Below are 14,936 nucleotides of genomic sequence, written 5' to 3'. Positions count from 1 at the left end.
GGTCAGAGTGGTTAACTTTTTCACCTTGCTGGATTGGGCATGTCTCTATTGCGACTGTGCGCCTCGCAACAGGCCACGCAGGCCGCGGCGTTTGGGTCTCATTCGGTCTTCGCGGTTGAGCGGGAAGAATGAATCCACAACGATATATGCGATCAGGACGAAGACCAGCGCATTGCCGATTTGCACGAGGCGGTCGATCATCTTCACATCTGCATCGTTCCCAAACGGCGCGATGGAACCCCCGAACAGAATGACCGTTGTGGTGAGCGCGGTGCCTGCCATGGATGCATCAGCACGATCGGAGACCAGCCAACCCGCCAGCACAAATGCGGCGGTTGCGAACGCCAGCATTGCGACGATCATCAAGGGTGCGATCACGGTGATTTCGTAACAGAAGATGGCTGTGATGCCGCCCCAGAAATTTGCTTTGAGCATGGTTTTGGCGACTGTAGGTCCGGCTGCGGTTGCGGCTGCGAGTTGTTGGCTCAGGATTGCGACGAAGAGCAAAGTCACCAGAGCGGAAGACCCGACCAGGTAAAAGTAGATTGCGAAAGGAATGGTGACCAAGGACATGCGCAACACCAGCCTGTTGGGGTCGTAGGTCGGTCCGTCGGGCTTTTGCGCAGCGGCGATGCCGGCCGGTGTTGGCGGAAAGACGTAAAACATAAAGACCGTCCACAGCCATGCCAGCAGCAGATTGATCGGCAGCCAGATAACCAGAGTCAGCGCCAGCTCTTGGGAGGTCATCACCAGTTTCGGCAACATCAGCGCTGCCATCAGTGCAAGCACAACCGAGAGCACGCCCGCGCCCTTGGTGGACCAGTAAAAGCAAGTGGCCACAGCCATGGCGAGCGCCAGCAAGAAGGCGACGGGATAGGGCGAGAGGGCAGAGGAAATCAGCCATGAGGCTGCGAGGAAAACAATGCCCTGTTGAAACAGCGTGCGTATCGCCACGCCAGGCATTGGGCCGGGCGCTTGCAGGAAGAGCACAACAAAGACGGTTCCGATTGTGGCAAGCGGCCAGCCAATCAACAGGCCAAGGGCAAACAGGCTCGCCGTTCCGACAGCGAGCCTCTTGCCGCGATTGTTTGGTTCAGTAGGCATAGGAGAAAAGCGCGACGATCTTGATGTACACGCGACCAATGGCGTTTAGGAATCCGCGGTCTCTCGTATAAACGATCACGTCTGCCTGTCCGTTGACATTGAACCGGACATCGTCAGTTTCGTCGCCTTCTGTATAGTCCGGCAGCACGATGCGCAGGGCAAAACGTTGCGGGTCACGTAACCAGCCGGAGACACGCGGGATTGCCGTAGGCTCGCCGGGTTTTGAGCTGGTTCCATCTGAGCTTGCGATACTGAGACTGGCAACTTGGCCTTTCCAGATTTTGCCGGGGTGCATGTCCAGAACCACATCGACGGGGTCGCCGATCTTGATGTTTCCGAGATTGTTCTCGGTCATATAGGCCTCGATCCAGACATTCGTGCTGTCGACAAAGGTCATCAGGCTTTGTCCGGAACGGGCGTAGTTGCCGACGGCGAGATCAAGATCGGAGAGAACGCCGCGCGCTGGGGCTTTGAGTACCGTCCAGCTGAGTTTGAGTTCGGCGTCCGCCAGTTTCGCCAGCGCAGCTTGAATGCGTGGGTTGTCCTGACCGGAGCTTCCAAGGGCTTGCTTGGCGCTTTCCAGATCGGCCCGCGCTTGTTCCAACGTGGCCTCGGCATCCGCGAGGAGCCGGCGGGATTCGTCAGCTTTGGCGACCGCGATCAGCCCCTTTTTCTCAAGGTCGAACACGCGGGCCGCTTGAAGGCTTTCGGTCTCCAGATCGGTTTCGGCGCGGGTCACGCGGGCCTGTGCGCTGCTGACATCAGCTGACCCTGCGCCCACGTCCTGAGTGGCAAGCTCCAGATCGGCCTCAGCACTGTGTTTCTGAATTTCGAACTGGCGCGAGTCGATGCGTGCGAGAACGGCGCCGGCTTCGACGATTTCTCCGTTCTCGGCATTGATTTCGAGGACCGTTCCAGAAACTTGCGGTGTGATCGGTGTGATCACCGCTTTGACGCGCGCATTGGATGTAAATGGCGTCCGGCGGTCCGCCGCAAGATACCAGCTGACCAGAATCATCAGCAGGCCTAAAGCAATCCAGAAGGCGCGTTTCATCCGGCAGCTCCTTCTTCCGTGTCGGCTTCGATGTCTTTGGCGATGTCAGCGTTCATCCACGCCACCACGAGTTCATAAAACACAGAGAGAATTACCGGGCCGATGAAGATGCCAATTAGGCCACCGGATAGCACTCCGCCAATGACGCCGACAAGAATCACGAGGATTGGGGTGTTGAGACCTTTCGCGATGAAAATCGGGCGCAGGAAGTTATCCATCAGCATGAGCGGGATCATGATGGCTGTGAACAGAAGCGCAGCGCCGGTGCCCATAGAGCCCCATGCCCAAATCACAAGCGGGATCACAACAATGGTGGGTCCGACCTGAATGATGCCAAGGATCAGGACAATCACCGCCAGCATACCGGCGGTTTCGATTCCAAAGACCTTCATGACGATGCCCATAAGCGCAGCTTGCAAGGCGGCGACGCCCAGAACGCCTCGGGAAACGTTGCGCACGGTGGCTGCGGCCATTTCAACAAACTCGCCGCCTTTTGGAGCAAAGACGCGGTTGCCGAAGGATTGCAGCATCTCGCCAAGTTTCGGTCCGGGTGAGAGCATCATACCCATAACGATGACGGAGAGTGCCATCGCAAGAAGCTGGAAGCCGATACCGGCCACCGCACCACCAACAGAGCCGGCAAATTCGAGAATGACCGAACCATACTGTTTGAAGGCCAAATCCATGTTGGTGTTGAACAGGGACCAGATTTCGGCCGCTTTGGGTCCAACGAGAGTGATTTCGTCAAGGCCTTCTGGCGGTGGCGGCAACTTGAGCGTGCCGTTGTGGAGTTTGGTTGAGAAGCTGTTGAGCGATTCTGCGAGTTGCCCGATGGACGCCCACAGAGGCCCGATTGTAAGAACAAGGCCGAGCAACGTGATGATTGTGGAAGCCCAACCGCGACGACCGCCGAGCTTGGCTTGAAGCCAGTCAAAGACCGGATAAATCGCCACTGCGAGGATAATTGCCCAGACCACAATGCCCGACAGCGGCATGATGATCGCAAAGGCGGCATACGCGAAAACTGCCAAAAACAGCAATCGAATGCCTAGGTCTATCAAGCGACGTTCATCCATCCCGCTCATGTCAAAGTCCTTCCCTTATCAATTCAATTCAGCTTACGTTTGAGCACACTAATTCGGCTCACGCATTTGTTATGGGGGCATATTTGCACAGGGATGCGGGTTTTGAGGACAAGAAAATGAACGATGTGAAACATGTTTCGGTGCCTGACGGTTTGTTTCAAACCCACCGGTGGTCGATTCTCTTGGGGCTTTTGGTTTCTCTGATCCTTCTGGACGGGTTTGAAGACCGGTTGCCGTTTGCGGATCAGGTGGCGCTTTGGGGGCTGAGTTTCCTGTTTCTCGGTGTTGTTGGGGCAACTGAGCGCAACACTGCACTGCGTCTTCTGATGTCTATTCCGGTGTTTGCGTGGTTTGTGTTGCTGATCATGAGCGAATCGCTGGACGTGCATGTGGATGGCAGCCTGTCGGGTTTGGCGGCAGTGTTGTTGTTCGGCTCGATGATTATCAGTTTCCGCCAGCTGATTGGCCCGGTCCATTCAGAGTATGAGCGCCTGTCGAGCGGTATTTTCGGATACCTGCTGATCGCGATGTTGTGGGGGCTGATTTACTGGCGGATCGAGGTGATGCATCCGGGAAGTTTTAATTTGCCTGAGGATGTGGCCGGTCACCGTGCGCCGTTTGTCTATTTTTCTATGATCACCATGACCACCGTAGGCTATGGCGAGATCACTCCGGCAGCGAGTCTGCCGCGCATTCTGACAGGTCTACAGGCCATCGTCGGCACCATGTTTGTCGCGATCTTTATCGGGCGCATTGTGGGACGGCTGAAATGAAGGCCATCACGGGGCAAATCAGTTGGGTTTATACGGAAACCCTCGCGCCCTGCATTGCGTTCTATCGCGATGCGCTGGGGCTAGAGGTGGCTCTGGATGCCGGACAGGCAATGATATTTGCCACGGCGGAGGGTGCGCGGATCGGGGTTTGCGAGACTTTTGCGGATCGCGTGGTGGAGCCTAACGGTGGGATGATCACGCTTTTGGTGGACGGCGTGGCGGCAGTGGATGCGTGGTATGCCCGGCTTGAGACAGCGGGCGTGGATCTTCAGGGGGCGCCTCAGAATATGGACCGTTTCGGTATTTATTCATTCTTTGTGCGCGATCCGAACGGATACTTGATCGAAGTGCAGTGTTTCCTGTGAAACGCCGGTTTTGATATTTGGCAAAAGTTCCAATTCGGTTTGGGCACAGCGTCCCTTTTGCGGACTTGGTTTCTGAATCGCGATGTGCTGCGCGATGGCGGTCCTTTTTGCCGATACCTGCCTTTCGCCAGCGTAGGCAGAGCCTATGTTTTGAACCAACAAAAGTTGCAATTCAGCAAGGTGACCAACCATGAGTATTCGTGAAACCGATGGGCGCGGACGGCGCTATGACAGCATTCTGGACACCGTAGGCAACACGCCGGTGGTGCGCATCAACCGGATCGCGCCGGAGCATGTGAACGTCTATGTGAAATTCGAGGCCTTCAATCCCGCGGGATCGGTCAAAGACCGTCTGGCGCTGAACATCATCGAGGCCGCGGAACGTGACGGGCGACTGAAGCCTGGGCAGACGGTGGTTGAGGCCACATCCGGCAACACTGGTATCGGGTTGGCAATGGTCTGTGCCGCAAAAGGCTATCCGCTGGTGATCACCATGTCGGAGGCGTTTTCCGTGGAACGTCGGCGCCTGATGCGGTTCCTTGGGGCCAAGGTTGTTCTGACGCCAAAGGCGCAAAAGGGGTTCGGAATGTACCAGAAGGCCAAGGAATTGGCCGAGGCGAACGGCTGGTTTTTGGCGAGTCAGTTTGAGACAGCCGACAACGCCGATATTCACGAGGCCACAACAGCGCGGGAAATTCTGTCGGATTTTGCGGGCGAAAAACTGGACTACTTCGTGAGCGGATACGGCACCGGTGGCACGGTGAGCGGAGTGGGTCGTGTTCTGCGCAAGGAAAGTCCGGACACCAAGATCATCCTGAGCGAGCCGGCCAACGCTGCGCTTGTCGGATCGGGCTATGTAAACACGCGCAACGCCGACCATCAGGCGACCGAGAGCCATCCGAATTTCGAACCGCATCCTATTCAGGGCTGGACGCCGGATTTCATCCCGTGGGTTTTGCAGGAGGCGCTGGACAACGGGCTGTATGACGAATTGTTGACCGTCGCTGGGCCGGACGGGATCGTGTGGTCACGGCGACTGGCAGCAGAAGAAGGCATTTTCACTGGCATTTCGGCCGGGGCGACTTTTGCCACGGCGATGCAAGTTGCAGAGACCGCGCCCGCGGGCAGCAACATTCTGGTGATGCTGCCGGACACTGGCGAGCGGTATTTGTCGACGCCGTTGTTTGAAGGCGTCGGCGAAGAGATGGACGCGGCGGAGTTGGAAATTTCGCGGTCGACCCCAAGCGCGCAGTTGTGAGACCGGCGGCGCATGGGGTGAAAACCCGCGACGTCAGGCCAAACAAAAAGGGTCGCCCGTGGGCGACCCTTTCCGTAAATCAGTGATCAACGCGATCAGCCGTTTACGCTGTCTTTCAGCGCTTTGGCGATGGTCATTTTCACAACCTTGTCTGCGTCTTTCTTGATCTGCTCGCCGGTGGCAGGGTTGCGCACCATGCGCTCTGGGCGCTCGCGGCAGTAGATTTTGCCAACGCCAGGCAGGGTCACTGCGCCGCCGCCGGAAACTTCACGGGTGATCAGTGCACATACTGCTTCCAGCGCTGCGCCTGCGGATTTCTTGTCCGAACCCATTTCTTCGGCCAGAGCGGCAACGAGTTGGGTCTTTGTCATCGGTTTTGCCATTTCAGGTCTCCATTGGTCTGCCCGAGTATTGGGCCTCGTGCCGGGCATTTAACGGGATATAGTAGGCGAACACAATAAATTGTGTGCCCAAAAACCCATAAAAAGTGGGGTTTTTGGCAAGTTTCCGCAGAGTCAAAGGAATGCGGTCTCGTCAAATGAGCGCAATTTCCGCGAATGCAGCCGTTCCAGCGGCATCTCACGAAGGGTTTCCATCGCGCGAATGCCGATCATCAAATGGCGTGCGACCTGCGTCTTATAGAAGTCCGATGCCATTCCTGGAAGCTTCAATTCGCCATGTAGCGGCTTGTCGCTGACACAGAGAAGAGTGCCATAAGGCACGCGGAACCGGTAGCCGTTGGCCGCAATGGTCGCGCTTTCCATATCCAGCGCGATTGCGCGGGATTGGCTCAGACGTTGCACGGGGCCCGCGTGTTCGCGCAGTTCCCAGTTGCGGTTGTCGATGGTTGCCACTGTCCCTGTGCGCATAACACGCTTCAGGTCATACCCCTTGAGCTCGGTTACTTCGGCGACGGCTTCCTCCATGGCGATCTGCACTTCGGCCAAGGCAGGGATTGGCACCCAAACAGGCAGGTCGTCATCAAGAACGTGGTCTTCACGCAGATAGGCATGGGCGAGAACAAAATCACCGAGCGATTGTGAATTGCGCAGTCCGGCACAGTGGCCAACCATGATCCACGCGTGGGGTCGTAACACGGCGATGTGGTCAGTTGCAGTTTTGGCATTTGACGGCCCAACCCCGATGTTCACCAGCGTGATGCCGGAGCCATCTTCGCGCTTGAGGTGGTAGGTCGGCATTTGCGGCTGTTTATCGACGGGCGCGATGGGGGTTTCCGCGTCGTTTATTTCGACATTTCCAGTGCTGACAAAGCTGGTGTAGCCCGACTTTGGATCGTCGAGCATGGCGCGGGCGTAGGCTTCGAACTCTGTCACGTAGAACTGGTAGTTGGTGAACAGCACATGGTTCTGGAAATGCTCGGCATCGGTGGCGGTATAGTGGCTGAGCCGCGCGAGTGAATAGTCGACGCGCTGGGCCGTGAAAGGCGCCAGAGGTTCAGCGCCGTTTGCCTCGTTCATGCCGTTCACGATGTCATCGTTGGTGGTCGACAGGTCCGGAACATCAAAAATGTCGCGCAATGTGAATTCTGCAGCGCCATCCTGAGGTACAGTCATGTTGCTACGTGCGGCGACTGCAAAATGCACGGGGATCGGGGTGTCTGAGACTCCAATCGTGACCGGCACGCCGTGGTTTTCCAGCAGCAGGGTTATTTGTTGCTGCAGATAGTTCCGGAACAAATCCGGTCGCGTGATCGTGGCCGCGTGGGTGCCTGGCTCTGACACGTGGCCAAAGCTGAGTCGGCTGTCGACCTGTGCAAATGAGGTCGTCGTGATGCGGATTTCCGGATAAAACGCGCGGATGCGGTGGCCGTCAGGCCCTTTGCGCAGGGCGCGGCTGAATTGATCGCAGAGATAGGTTGTTGCGATAGTGTAGAGCTCTTCGAGGCGTTCAACAGCTGCGGCGGCATCGGTAAAGCTCTGCGCAGCGGGGATAGCGGGAGAATGTACGGGAATTTGTTGCGGGGTCATTCAGCGGCCTTAATCACATCAGTCATTTCAAACTTGGTTACATCAACAAGGCCAAGGTCCGAGATCCGGAGTTCAGGGATCACCACCAGCGCCAGAAGCGAGTGTTGCATATAAGCGTTGTTCAGCGTGCAGCCGCAAGCCTCCATCGCCTGCACCATGTTGTCGGCTTTGGCAGCAACCTCGGTGGCCGGCGCGTCTGACATCAGGCCCGCGATGGGCAACTCAATCAGCGCGATTTCCTGCCCGTCTTTGAACACGGTCACACCGCCACCAACTTTGCCCAGACGGTTGGCAGCCAGCGCCATGTTTTCGTGGTCGGTGCCGACAACGATCATGTGGTGACTGTCATGGGCCACGGTGGAGGCCATGGCCATGCGTCCTTTATACCCAAAGCCCGAGACAAACCCGTTCACCACGCCACCCGTGGCGCGGTGACGTTCGACAAGGGCGATCTGGGCGATATCAGTCTCTATGTCACCGCAAACCACGCCATTTTCGACGGGGAGATCGGCAGTGAGCGCTTTGGTCGGCGCTTGGTTTTCCACCACGCCAATCACGTTGGCTGTGACTTTGGTTGCCCCTTCGGGGGCGTGGATTTCAAAGTCAGCGGCGGTGCGGTCGCGGCCCATGTTGACGGTCTGACGCGCGTGGGCAGGCCAGTCATAATGCGGGCAGTCCACCAAGCCTTTGCCATCCTGCGCGACGGTTTTGCCACGGGCGATGACATGTTCGATGGGCAGGGTTTTGAGATCAGAGGTCAGGATCACATCGGCGCGGCGGCCTGGCGCGATGGAGCCGAGGTCGCGTTCAACGCCGAAATGGGTGGCGGTGTTGATCGTTGCCATCTGCAAGGCCACCACCGGATCACAGCCGCATTCGATGGCATGGCGCACCACGCGGTTCATGTGACCGTCGTTGACCAAGGTGCCCGAGTGGCAATCATCGGTACAGAGGATGAAATTGCGCGGATCCAGCCCCTTTTCGGTGATCGCGGTGATCTGGGTCTCCACGTCATACCAAGCCGATCCGAGCCGCATCATCATGCGCATACCTTGACGCACACGGGCGATGGCGTCGGCCTCGCAGGTGCCTTCGTGGTCATCCGCGGGACCACCTGCCGCATAGGCGTGGAACGGGATACCAAGGTCGGGACTGGCGTAATGGCCGCCTACGGTTTTGCCGGCGTTCTGCGTGGCGGCGATTTCGGCTAACATCTGTTGGGAGCCGTTGATCACACCGGGGAAATTCATCATCTCGCCCAGACCAATGATGCCGGGCCAGCCCATGGCGGCACTCACATCGTCGGGGCCGATTTCATAACCTGTGGTTTCCAGACCCGGCGCGCTGGGGGCGCAGGAAGGCATTTGCGTGAAAATGTTGATGGGCTGCATCAAAGCTTCGTCATGCATCATGCGCACGCCCTCAAGGCCGAGCACATTGGCGATCTCGTGCGGATCGGTGAACATGGTGGTGGTGCCATGCGGGATCACGGCGCGGGCGAATTCCGCGGGGGTCAGCATGCCACTTTCAATGTGCATGTGACCGTCACACAAGCCCGGGATCATAAAGCGGCCGTTGGCCTCGATGACCTCGGTATCGGGGCCAGTGCAGTGGCTGGCGTCAGGACCGACATAGGCAATGCGGCCTGCGGCAATGGCGATGTCATGATCTGGGAGAATTTCGCGGGTGTGAACGTTGACCCACTGGCCCTTGCGAATGACGGTGTCTGCGGGCGCGCGGCCGGCGGCCACGGCGACAAGGCGGGGGGCCACGTCGGCCCAGCTTTGAAAGTGCATATGTTCCATGGCGTAAGGTGCCATGCGTTTGAGGGATGTTCAACCATCGGCAAGATGAAGGTTTTGCGAAAACAGTTTCAGGAGTGGTTTGAAATTTGCGACGTCACCCAACGCTTGCAGGCGGCGGTCAGGATCCCGAAAGGGACGAGCGTCTTTCTTGTGCCAGTTCGGAGCGCAGCCATGTGGCAAAGGCTTGGGCGGCGGGCATGTCTTCGGCTTGGGGCGCGGATAAGAGATAGTAGGCTTCTTCCATCGGAACGCGATGGTCAAAGGGCGCCACGAGAGTTCCGTTGCGCAGGAGGTTGGCGGCAATGGTGTCATGGGCAAGCGCCACGCAGGCACTGGCTGCTGCGGCAGCCATTGTGACGGAATATGTGGTTGCGTAGGTCACGAAGGGATCCGGCCAATCCAGTGCCTGATCTTCTGCCCAACTGGACCAGTTGCACATCAAATTGGCGCAATCCCAAAGAGGATGTGTGTGCAAGGTGGCGAGAGACACGTCATAATTCGGTGCGGTGACGGGGTAGTAGTGATCCCGACGCAGAAGTTCGGCCCGCAAATGTTCCGCGGGGCGCAGGGAATAGCGGATTTCCAGATCCACACCTTCCGCCATGTCCCGTGGTTCCCATAGTTCCGTGCGCAGGTTGAGTTGAATGTCGGGGTGGGCCGCATGGAACCCAGCCATGCGCGGGGCGAGCCAGTGGATGGCGAAGGTGATGTTGCACTGAATTTGAAGCACCTGCCTTTGAGGACCCAGAACGGTACGGGTTCCACGACGCAGGGTACGGAAGGCGTCGCGTACCACCGGCAAGTAGAGCAGGCCGGTTCTGGTGAGTTCCAGCGTTCGGGGACGACGATGGAAAAGCGGCTGGCCGAGGTGGCCTTCGAGGGCTTTGATTTGTTGGCTGACCGCGCTTTGGGTGATGTTGAGTTCCTGTGCTGCACCGGTGAACGACAGGCTGCGCGCGGCGGCCTCGAACGCGCGCAGCCAGTTCAGGGGGGGCAGATCTTGAGACATCACATTATCTATCCAGTAGTTTGACTAATGGATTACCCCCGTTTTTTTCGTTGGTAAAGGCAGCGGCGCTTGGGCAGGTTTTTGGTCAAGCACAAATACAAAGGACAGATCAGATGAGCGTCACCAACTTGCGGCCCAATATGGAGCATTGGCAGGAACGCGTTGATATGGCGGCGGCGTTTCGCTGGACCGAGCGGTTGAACATGCACGAGGGCGTGGCGAACCATTTCAGCCTTGCAGTGAATGACGACGGCACGCAGTTCCTGATGAACGCCAATCAAGTGCATTTTTCGCGGGTTCGGGCGAGCGAGCTGTTGTTGCTGGATGCCAACGATCCGGAAACCCTCAAGGGACCGGATGCGCCTGATCCCACGGCCTGGGGGTTGCATGGCGGTATTCACCGTCATTGCCCGCATGCGCGTTGTGTGATGCATGTGCATTCGATTTTCGCCACGGTTCTGGCTTCGTTGGCGGACAGCAACCTGCCGCCGATCGATCAGAACTGTGCGACGTTTTATAACCGCTATGTGATCGACGAGGGCTATGGCGGGTTGGCCTTTGAAGATGAGGGAGAGCGCTGTGCGGCGTTGCTGGCCGATCCGAAGAAGAAGGTGATGATCATGGGCAACCATGGTGTGCTTGTCATTGGCAGCAGCGTCGCGGACACATTTAACCGGCTCTACTACTTCGAGCGGGCGGCAGAGACCTATATCCGCGCGTTGCAGACCGGACAGCCGTTGCGCGTTTTGCCCGATGACATTGCCGAAAAAACCGCGCGGGAGTTGGAGGAGTATCCAGATCAGGACGCGCGGCATCTGGCGGAACTTAAGGCCATTCTGGACGACGAAGGGTCAAATTACGCGACATAACCGGTCGCCCCACGCGCACCTTGGGAGGATTGCACCATGCCACATGATTTTGCCAATGATGCCGAGGCGGAGCGCTGGAACTATCGCCCGTCGCACCCGATTGCTTTAAATCCACTTTTTGCATGGCCGCCAAGGCCGCTGGCGGTGCTGCGCTGGTATCGCGGGGCGTGGATGATGCTGACGGCGCTGACGATTCCGTTTCTAGTCGCGGTGCTGGTCTGGGCTTTTGTGCTGCCGCCGCTGGAGCAGATGCAGGTGTTTCACTGGCGCTGGATCGGAACGGTCTGGCTGATGAACATAGTGCCACAGGCGATGGTGGCAGGCGGGCTGCATTGGTGGCTTTACATGCGCAAGGGTCAGGGCATGCGCAAGAAGTTCGACAAGCGCGACCTGACACGTAAGAACGGCACCTTCACCTTCAACAATCAGGTGCTCGACAATATCTGGTGGACACTTGGCAGCGCGATGACCGTGGCGACGGTATACCAGTGCTTGATTTTCTGGGTGATGGCGAACGGCTGGGTGCCGGTGATCACTTTTGCCGAGACGCCGGTGTTCTTTGTCGCGTGGCTGGCGTTGATCCCGATGTGGTCGGGGTTGCACTTTTACTGGGTGCATCGGTTGGAGCATCACCCGAAACTTTATAAACACGTGCATGCTGTGCATCATCGCAATGTGAATGTCGGGCCGTGGTCGGGAATTTCGAACCACTGGTACGAAAATATGTTCTATTTCACGACTTACTTTGTGCATCTGGTGGTGCCCTCAGGCACCCTGCATTTGATGTTTCACGTCTATTTCCAGCAACTCAGTCCGGTGTTTTCACACTGTGGATTTGAGAAACTGATCGCCAAAGATGCGGAAGTGGCCAAATCGGGGGATTTCTTTCACCAACTGCATCACAGGTATTTCGAATGTAACTATGGCACCTCGGAAATCCCGTTTGATAAGTGGTTCGGCACGTTTCACGACGGATCAGCCGAAGGTACCGAGCGCACACGGGCACACAAGAAACAGATGTATACGAAATAGAGACTAACTCTGCCGAATCTGACTTGGAGTGGTCCCAAAATCGGCTTTGAATGCTCGGGTCATGGCCGCAGGGTTTCCATACCCTGTTCGTAGGGCGATTTCTGCGACTGACAGATCCGTGTCGACCACAAGCTTGCGTGCCAGTGACAGGCGCTGACGGCGATAAACCGTTGTGGGTGTCGCGCCCAATTCGGCTTTCATTCGTGCCTCCAACGTTTTCTGCGTAACACCTGTGCGGCGGGCGATGTCTGGGATGGGCAGTGGATTCTCTAGGTGTTCCTGCATCACCGCCAGCGCACGGTTCACAATGCGGCCAGCAGGGGTGGCGCCGCCAGCGTGGCTGCGGGCGCTGTCACGGGTCATAAAGAGCTGCGCGACCTCAAGCGCGAGGGCCTGACCATGGGTTTGCCCGATCAGGTGCAGGATCAGGTCAAAGGCGGCCATGGCGCCGGAGCAGGTCAGGCGATTGTCGTCGATGACAAAACGTTCACGGATTGCCTCAACCTCTGGAAAACGTTCGGCGAAGTTGGTGAGTTCCTCCCAGTGGATCGTGGCCCGATGCCCATCCAAAAGCCCAGAATGCGCCAAAAGCCAGCTTCCGGTGTCCATGGCGCAAAGCTTGGGAAACCGCGTGGCGGCGGATCTGAGCGCTGCTTGGGTTTTCCATCCGGCGTGGTGGCGAAAACCGTAAGACGGCATCACCACCAACATGTCGCCACGGGCCGCATCAAGGCGATCATGCGGGGCCACCGGAAGACCGGACGAACTTTGGACTGGTTGCGCATCGAGCGATAGAAACGTCCAGTCATAAAGTGCCTTGCCCGACAGCATATTGGCCGCGCGCATGGGTTCCACCGTGTTGGCAAGGCAATGGTTGGAGAAGCCCTCGAATAGAAGAACACCAATGCGCTGCGGCGCGGCGGAGGTTTTTTGCCAAAACTGCATGATACAGGGATAATTGCGCATGATCTGGCCGGTCAAGTGGATTGAACTGGGGCGGTAAAGAATTTGGAGCGCGCTATGCAGTTTGGGATGACCGAAGAACAGGCCATGATCGTGGAAACCACGCGGGCTTTCGTGGAGAACGAGCTTTATCCGCACGAGGCGGAAATCGAGCGGACCGGGCATCTTGATATGGACGTGATCCGCGACGTGCAGAAAAAGGCGATGGAAGCCGGGCTTTATGCGGCGAACATGCCGGAGGAAGTCGGCGGCGCGGGTCTCGATACGCTGACATGGCTGATGTACGAAAAAGAGTTGGGGCGTGCGAACTATGCGCTGCATTGGACAGGCGTGGCGCGGCCGTCCAACATCCTGATGGCGGGCACGGCAGAGCAACGGGAAAAGTATCTGGTGCCTTGCATGAAGGGCGAGAAGTGGGACTGTCTCGCGATGACCGAGCCGGACGCAGGATCCGATTTACGTGGGATGAAGGCCACAGCAAAACGCGATGGCGGCGATTGGGTTCTGAATGGCACCAAACATTTCATCAGCCATGCCGACATCGCGGATTTCGCGATTTGTTTCATGGCGACCGGAGTTGAAGACACGCCGCGTGGACCAAAGAAGAAGATCACCGCGTTTTTCGTCGATAAAGGCACGCCAGGATTTGAAGTGCGCGAGGGCTACGGCAACGTAAGCCATCGGGGATATACCAACGCAGTGCTGGAGTTTGACGATTGCCGGCTGCCGGATGAGGCGGTTTTGGGAGAAGTTGACAAGGGATTTCAAGTGGCCAACGAGTGGCTGGGCGCCACACGCCTTCAGGTTGCCGCAACGTGTCTAGGGCGCGCCGAGCGCGCGTTGGAGCACTCGATTTCTTATGCAGCAGAGCGCAAACAGTTTGGTCAGCAAATCGGCAAGTTTCAGGGCGTGAGCTTTAAGTTGGCGGACATGGCGTTGGAATTGAAGGCAGCGAACCTGCTGACTTGGGAAGCGGGTTGGAAGTTTGATCAGGGCACGGTGACGGAATCGGACATGTCCATGGCCAAGCTGAAGGCGACCGAAATGCTGGCCTTTGTCGCGGATGAGGCGATCCAGATTCATGGCGGCATGGGGTTGATGAACGAGCTGCCACTGGAACGGATTTGGCGTGATGCGCGGGTTGAGCGCATCTGGGAAGGCACCAGCGAAATCCAGCGTCACATCATCAGCCGCGAAATGCTACGGGCGCTTGGTGCGTAATGGCGGACGTTGCGTCCCGCGCAAATGGGCGGCACAACTGCGGATGTGAACCGTGGGGGAGTCGCCATGAAGCCGGCTGTGACAATCTACTATTGCGTCGGATGCAACTGGCTGCTGCGTGCGGGATGGATGGCGCAAGAGCTGTTGCAAACCTTGGGCAGCGACTTGTCAGGCGTGACCATTGCGCCGGCCGATGTTCCGGGGACCTATCGCATTGTGGTGGATGGCGACACCATTTGGGACCGCAAGCGCGATGGCGGGTTTCCGGAAGCAAAAGAGATCAAGAAAAGATTGCGGGATGTGATCGCACCAGAACGCGATTTAGGACATCTGGACCGCTAGACCGCTCATGGGCGGGGGCCAGCCCCCGCACCCCCGAGGTATTTCCGGCAATAGGAAGTGATGGGCAA

General features: G+C 57.7%; 15 protein-coding genes. 7 read left to right on the top strand and 8 right to left on the bottom strand.

Annotated features, from left to right (window positions below):
- Positions 1 to 45 precede the first annotated feature (45 nt).
- The 3 genes from BM069_RS11560 to BM069_RS11550 are packed head-to-tail and all read right to left on the bottom strand — an operon-like array spanning position 46 to position 3,243.
- Entirely contained in the window at positions 46 to 1,104 is a 1,059-nt protein-coding gene (locus BM069_RS11560; RefSeq protein WP_093323846.1) for a DUF2955 domain-containing protein, read from the bottom strand.
- Positions 1,094 to 2,158, bottom strand: coding sequence for an HlyD family secretion protein (locus tag BM069_RS11555; RefSeq protein WP_093323845.1), 1,065 nt, complete (start codon positions 2,156 to 2,158; stop codon positions 1,094 to 1,096). The genes BM069_RS11560 and BM069_RS11555 overlap by 11 nt, the downstream gene beginning before the upstream one ends.
- Positions 2,155 to 3,243, bottom strand: a complete 1,089-nt coding sequence (locus BM069_RS11550) for an AI-2E family transporter (RefSeq protein ID WP_093323844.1) — start codon at positions 3,241 to 3,243, stop codon at positions 2,155 to 2,157. The genes BM069_RS11555 and BM069_RS11550 overlap by 4 nt, the downstream gene beginning before the upstream one ends.
- Before the next feature lie 116 nt (positions 3,244 to 3,359).
- On the opposite strand from BM069_RS11550, the gene BM069_RS11545 reads away from it, so the two are divergent.
- The 3 genes from BM069_RS11545 (at position 3,360) to cysK (ending at position 5,639) form a co-directional block, all read left to right on the top strand.
- Positions 3,360 to 4,016, top strand: coding sequence for a potassium channel family protein (locus tag BM069_RS11545; protein ID WP_170846736.1), 657 nt, complete (start codon positions 3,360 to 3,362; stop codon positions 4,014 to 4,016).
- Positions 4,013 to 4,381, top strand: a complete 369-nt coding sequence (locus BM069_RS11540; RefSeq protein ID WP_093323842.1) for a VOC family protein — start codon at positions 4,013 to 4,015, stop codon at positions 4,379 to 4,381. The genes BM069_RS11545 and BM069_RS11540 overlap by 4 nt, the downstream gene beginning before the upstream one ends.
- 190 nt (positions 4,382 to 4,571) lie before the next feature.
- The gene (gene cysK, locus BM069_RS11535) at positions 4,572 to 5,639 is read left to right on the top strand and encodes a cysteine synthase A (RefSeq protein WP_093323841.1); all 1,068 of its coding nucleotides are present in this window, start codon (positions 4,572 to 4,574) and stop codon (positions 5,637 to 5,639) included.
- Between the two features lie 95 nt (positions 5,640 to 5,734).
- Here the strand turns inward: cysK and BM069_RS11530 are convergent, their stop codons facing one another.
- The 4 genes from BM069_RS11530 to BM069_RS11515 form a co-directional block, all read right to left on the bottom strand.
- Complete coding sequence (locus BM069_RS11530; RefSeq protein WP_054004273.1) at positions 5,735 to 6,022, bottom strand: HU family DNA-binding protein; 288 nt, start codon at positions 6,020 to 6,022, stop codon at positions 5,735 to 5,737.
- Positions 6,023 to 6,154: 132 nt separating this feature from the next.
- Positions 6,155 to 7,627 carry an AMP nucleosidase gene (locus BM069_RS11525; RefSeq protein ID WP_093323840.1) on the bottom strand — a complete coding sequence of 491 codons (1,473 nt, stop codon included), beginning with the start codon at positions 7,625 to 7,627 and terminating at the stop codon, positions 6,155 to 6,157.
- Positions 7,624 to 9,432: an adenine deaminase gene (gene ade, locus BM069_RS11520; RefSeq protein ID WP_093324139.1), complete on the bottom strand. Its 1,809-nt coding sequence runs from the start codon at positions 9,430 to 9,432 to the stop codon at positions 7,624 to 7,626. The genes BM069_RS11525 and ade overlap by 4 nt, the downstream gene beginning before the upstream one ends.
- Before the next feature lie 118 nt (positions 9,433 to 9,550).
- Positions 9,551 to 10,441: a LysR substrate-binding domain-containing protein gene (locus BM069_RS11515; RefSeq protein WP_093323839.1), complete on the bottom strand. Its 891-nt coding sequence runs from the start codon at positions 10,439 to 10,441 to the stop codon at positions 9,551 to 9,553.
- A 113-nt stretch (positions 10,442 to 10,554) separates the two neighbouring features.
- Between BM069_RS11515 and BM069_RS11510 the strand changes: the two genes are divergently transcribed.
- Together BM069_RS11510 and BM069_RS11505 are read left to right on the top strand one after the other, a co-directional pair.
- Positions 10,555 to 11,310, top strand: coding sequence for a class II aldolase and adducin N-terminal domain-containing protein (locus BM069_RS11510; protein ID WP_093323838.1), 756 nt, complete (start codon positions 10,555 to 10,557; stop codon positions 11,308 to 11,310).
- A 36-nt stretch (positions 11,311 to 11,346) separates the two neighbouring features.
- The gene (locus tag BM069_RS11505) at positions 11,347 to 12,342 is read left to right on the top strand and encodes a sterol desaturase family protein (RefSeq protein WP_093323837.1); all 996 of its coding nucleotides are present in this window, start codon (positions 11,347 to 11,349) and stop codon (positions 12,340 to 12,342) included.
- A gap of 3 nt (positions 12,343 to 12,345) precedes the next feature.
- On the opposite strand, the gene BM069_RS11500 is transcribed toward BM069_RS11505, so the two are convergent.
- Complete coding sequence (locus tag BM069_RS11500) at positions 12,346 to 13,308, bottom strand: GlxA family transcriptional regulator (RefSeq protein WP_244503604.1); 963 nt, start codon at positions 13,306 to 13,308, stop codon at positions 12,346 to 12,348.
- Positions 13,309 to 13,362: 54 nt separating this feature from the next.
- Between BM069_RS11500 and BM069_RS11495 the strand changes: the two genes are divergently transcribed.
- On the top strand, positions 13,363 to 14,526 hold the full coding sequence (locus BM069_RS11495) for an acyl-CoA dehydrogenase family protein (RefSeq protein WP_093323836.1): 1,164 nt from the start codon (positions 13,363 to 13,365) through the stop codon (positions 14,524 to 14,526).
- Between the two features lie 66 nt (positions 14,527 to 14,592).
- Positions 14,593 to 14,868, top strand: coding sequence for an Rdx family protein (locus tag BM069_RS11490; protein ID WP_093324136.1), 276 nt, complete (start codon positions 14,593 to 14,595; stop codon positions 14,866 to 14,868).
- The last annotated feature ends 68 nt before the right edge of the window (positions 14,869 to 14,936 follow it).

This window comes from Shimia haliotis, assembly GCF_900114415.1.
In the GTDB taxonomy this organism is placed as follows: domain Bacteria; phylum Pseudomonadota; class Alphaproteobacteria; order Rhodobacterales; family Rhodobacteraceae; genus Shimia; species Shimia haliotis.
Note: the sequence above shows the minus strand (reverse complement) of the source record. Positions and strands in the feature narration are given on the sequence as shown.

Excerpts from the sequence above, each read along its gene's own strand:
- BM069_RS11560 (WP_093323846.1), bottom strand. The coding sequence starts at position 1,104 with ATGCCTACTGAACCAAACAATCGCGGCAAGAGGCTCGCTGTCGGAACG.
- BM069_RS11555 (WP_093323845.1), bottom strand. The coding sequence starts at position 2,158 with ATGAAACGCGCCTTCTGGATTGCTTTAGGCCTGCTGATGATTCTGGTC.
- BM069_RS11550 (WP_093323844.1), bottom strand. The coding sequence starts at position 3,243 with ATGAGCGGGATGGATGAACGTCGCTTGATAGACCTAGGCATTCGATTG.
- BM069_RS11545 (WP_170846736.1), top strand. The coding sequence starts at position 3,360 with ATGAACGATGTGAAACATGTTTCGGTGCCTGACGGTTTGTTTCAAACC.
- BM069_RS11540 (WP_093323842.1), top strand. The coding sequence starts at position 4,013 with ATGAAGGCCATCACGGGGCAAATCAGTTGGGTTTATACGGAAACCCTC.
- cysK (WP_093323841.1), top strand. The coding sequence starts at position 4,572 with ATGAGTATTCGTGAAACCGATGGGCGCGGACGGCGCTATGACAGCATT.
- BM069_RS11530 (WP_054004273.1), bottom strand. The coding sequence starts at position 6,022 with ATGGCAAAACCGATGACAAAGACCCAACTCGTTGCCGCTCTGGCCGAA.
- BM069_RS11525 (WP_093323840.1), bottom strand. The coding sequence starts at position 7,627 with ATGACCCCGCAACAAATTCCCGTACATTCTCCCGCTATCCCCGCTGCG.
- ade (WP_093324139.1), bottom strand. The coding sequence starts at position 9,432 with ATGGAACATATGCACTTTCAAAGCTGGGCCGACGTGGCCCCCCGCCTT.
- BM069_RS11515 (WP_093323839.1), bottom strand. The coding sequence starts at position 10,441 with ATGTCTCAAGATCTGCCCCCCCTGAACTGGCTGCGCGCGTTCGAGGCC.
- BM069_RS11510 (WP_093323838.1), top strand. The coding sequence starts at position 10,555 with ATGAGCGTCACCAACTTGCGGCCCAATATGGAGCATTGGCAGGAACGC.
- BM069_RS11505 (WP_093323837.1), top strand. The coding sequence starts at position 11,347 with ATGCCACATGATTTTGCCAATGATGCCGAGGCGGAGCGCTGGAACTAT.
- BM069_RS11500 (WP_244503604.1), bottom strand. The coding sequence starts at position 13,308 with ATGCGCAATTATCCCTGTATCATGCAGTTTTGGCAAAAAACCTCCGCC.
- BM069_RS11495 (WP_093323836.1), top strand. The coding sequence starts at position 13,363 with ATGCAGTTTGGGATGACCGAAGAACAGGCCATGATCGTGGAAACCACG.
- BM069_RS11490 (WP_093324136.1), top strand. The coding sequence starts at position 14,593 with ATGAAGCCGGCTGTGACAATCTACTATTGCGTCGGATGCAACTGGCTG.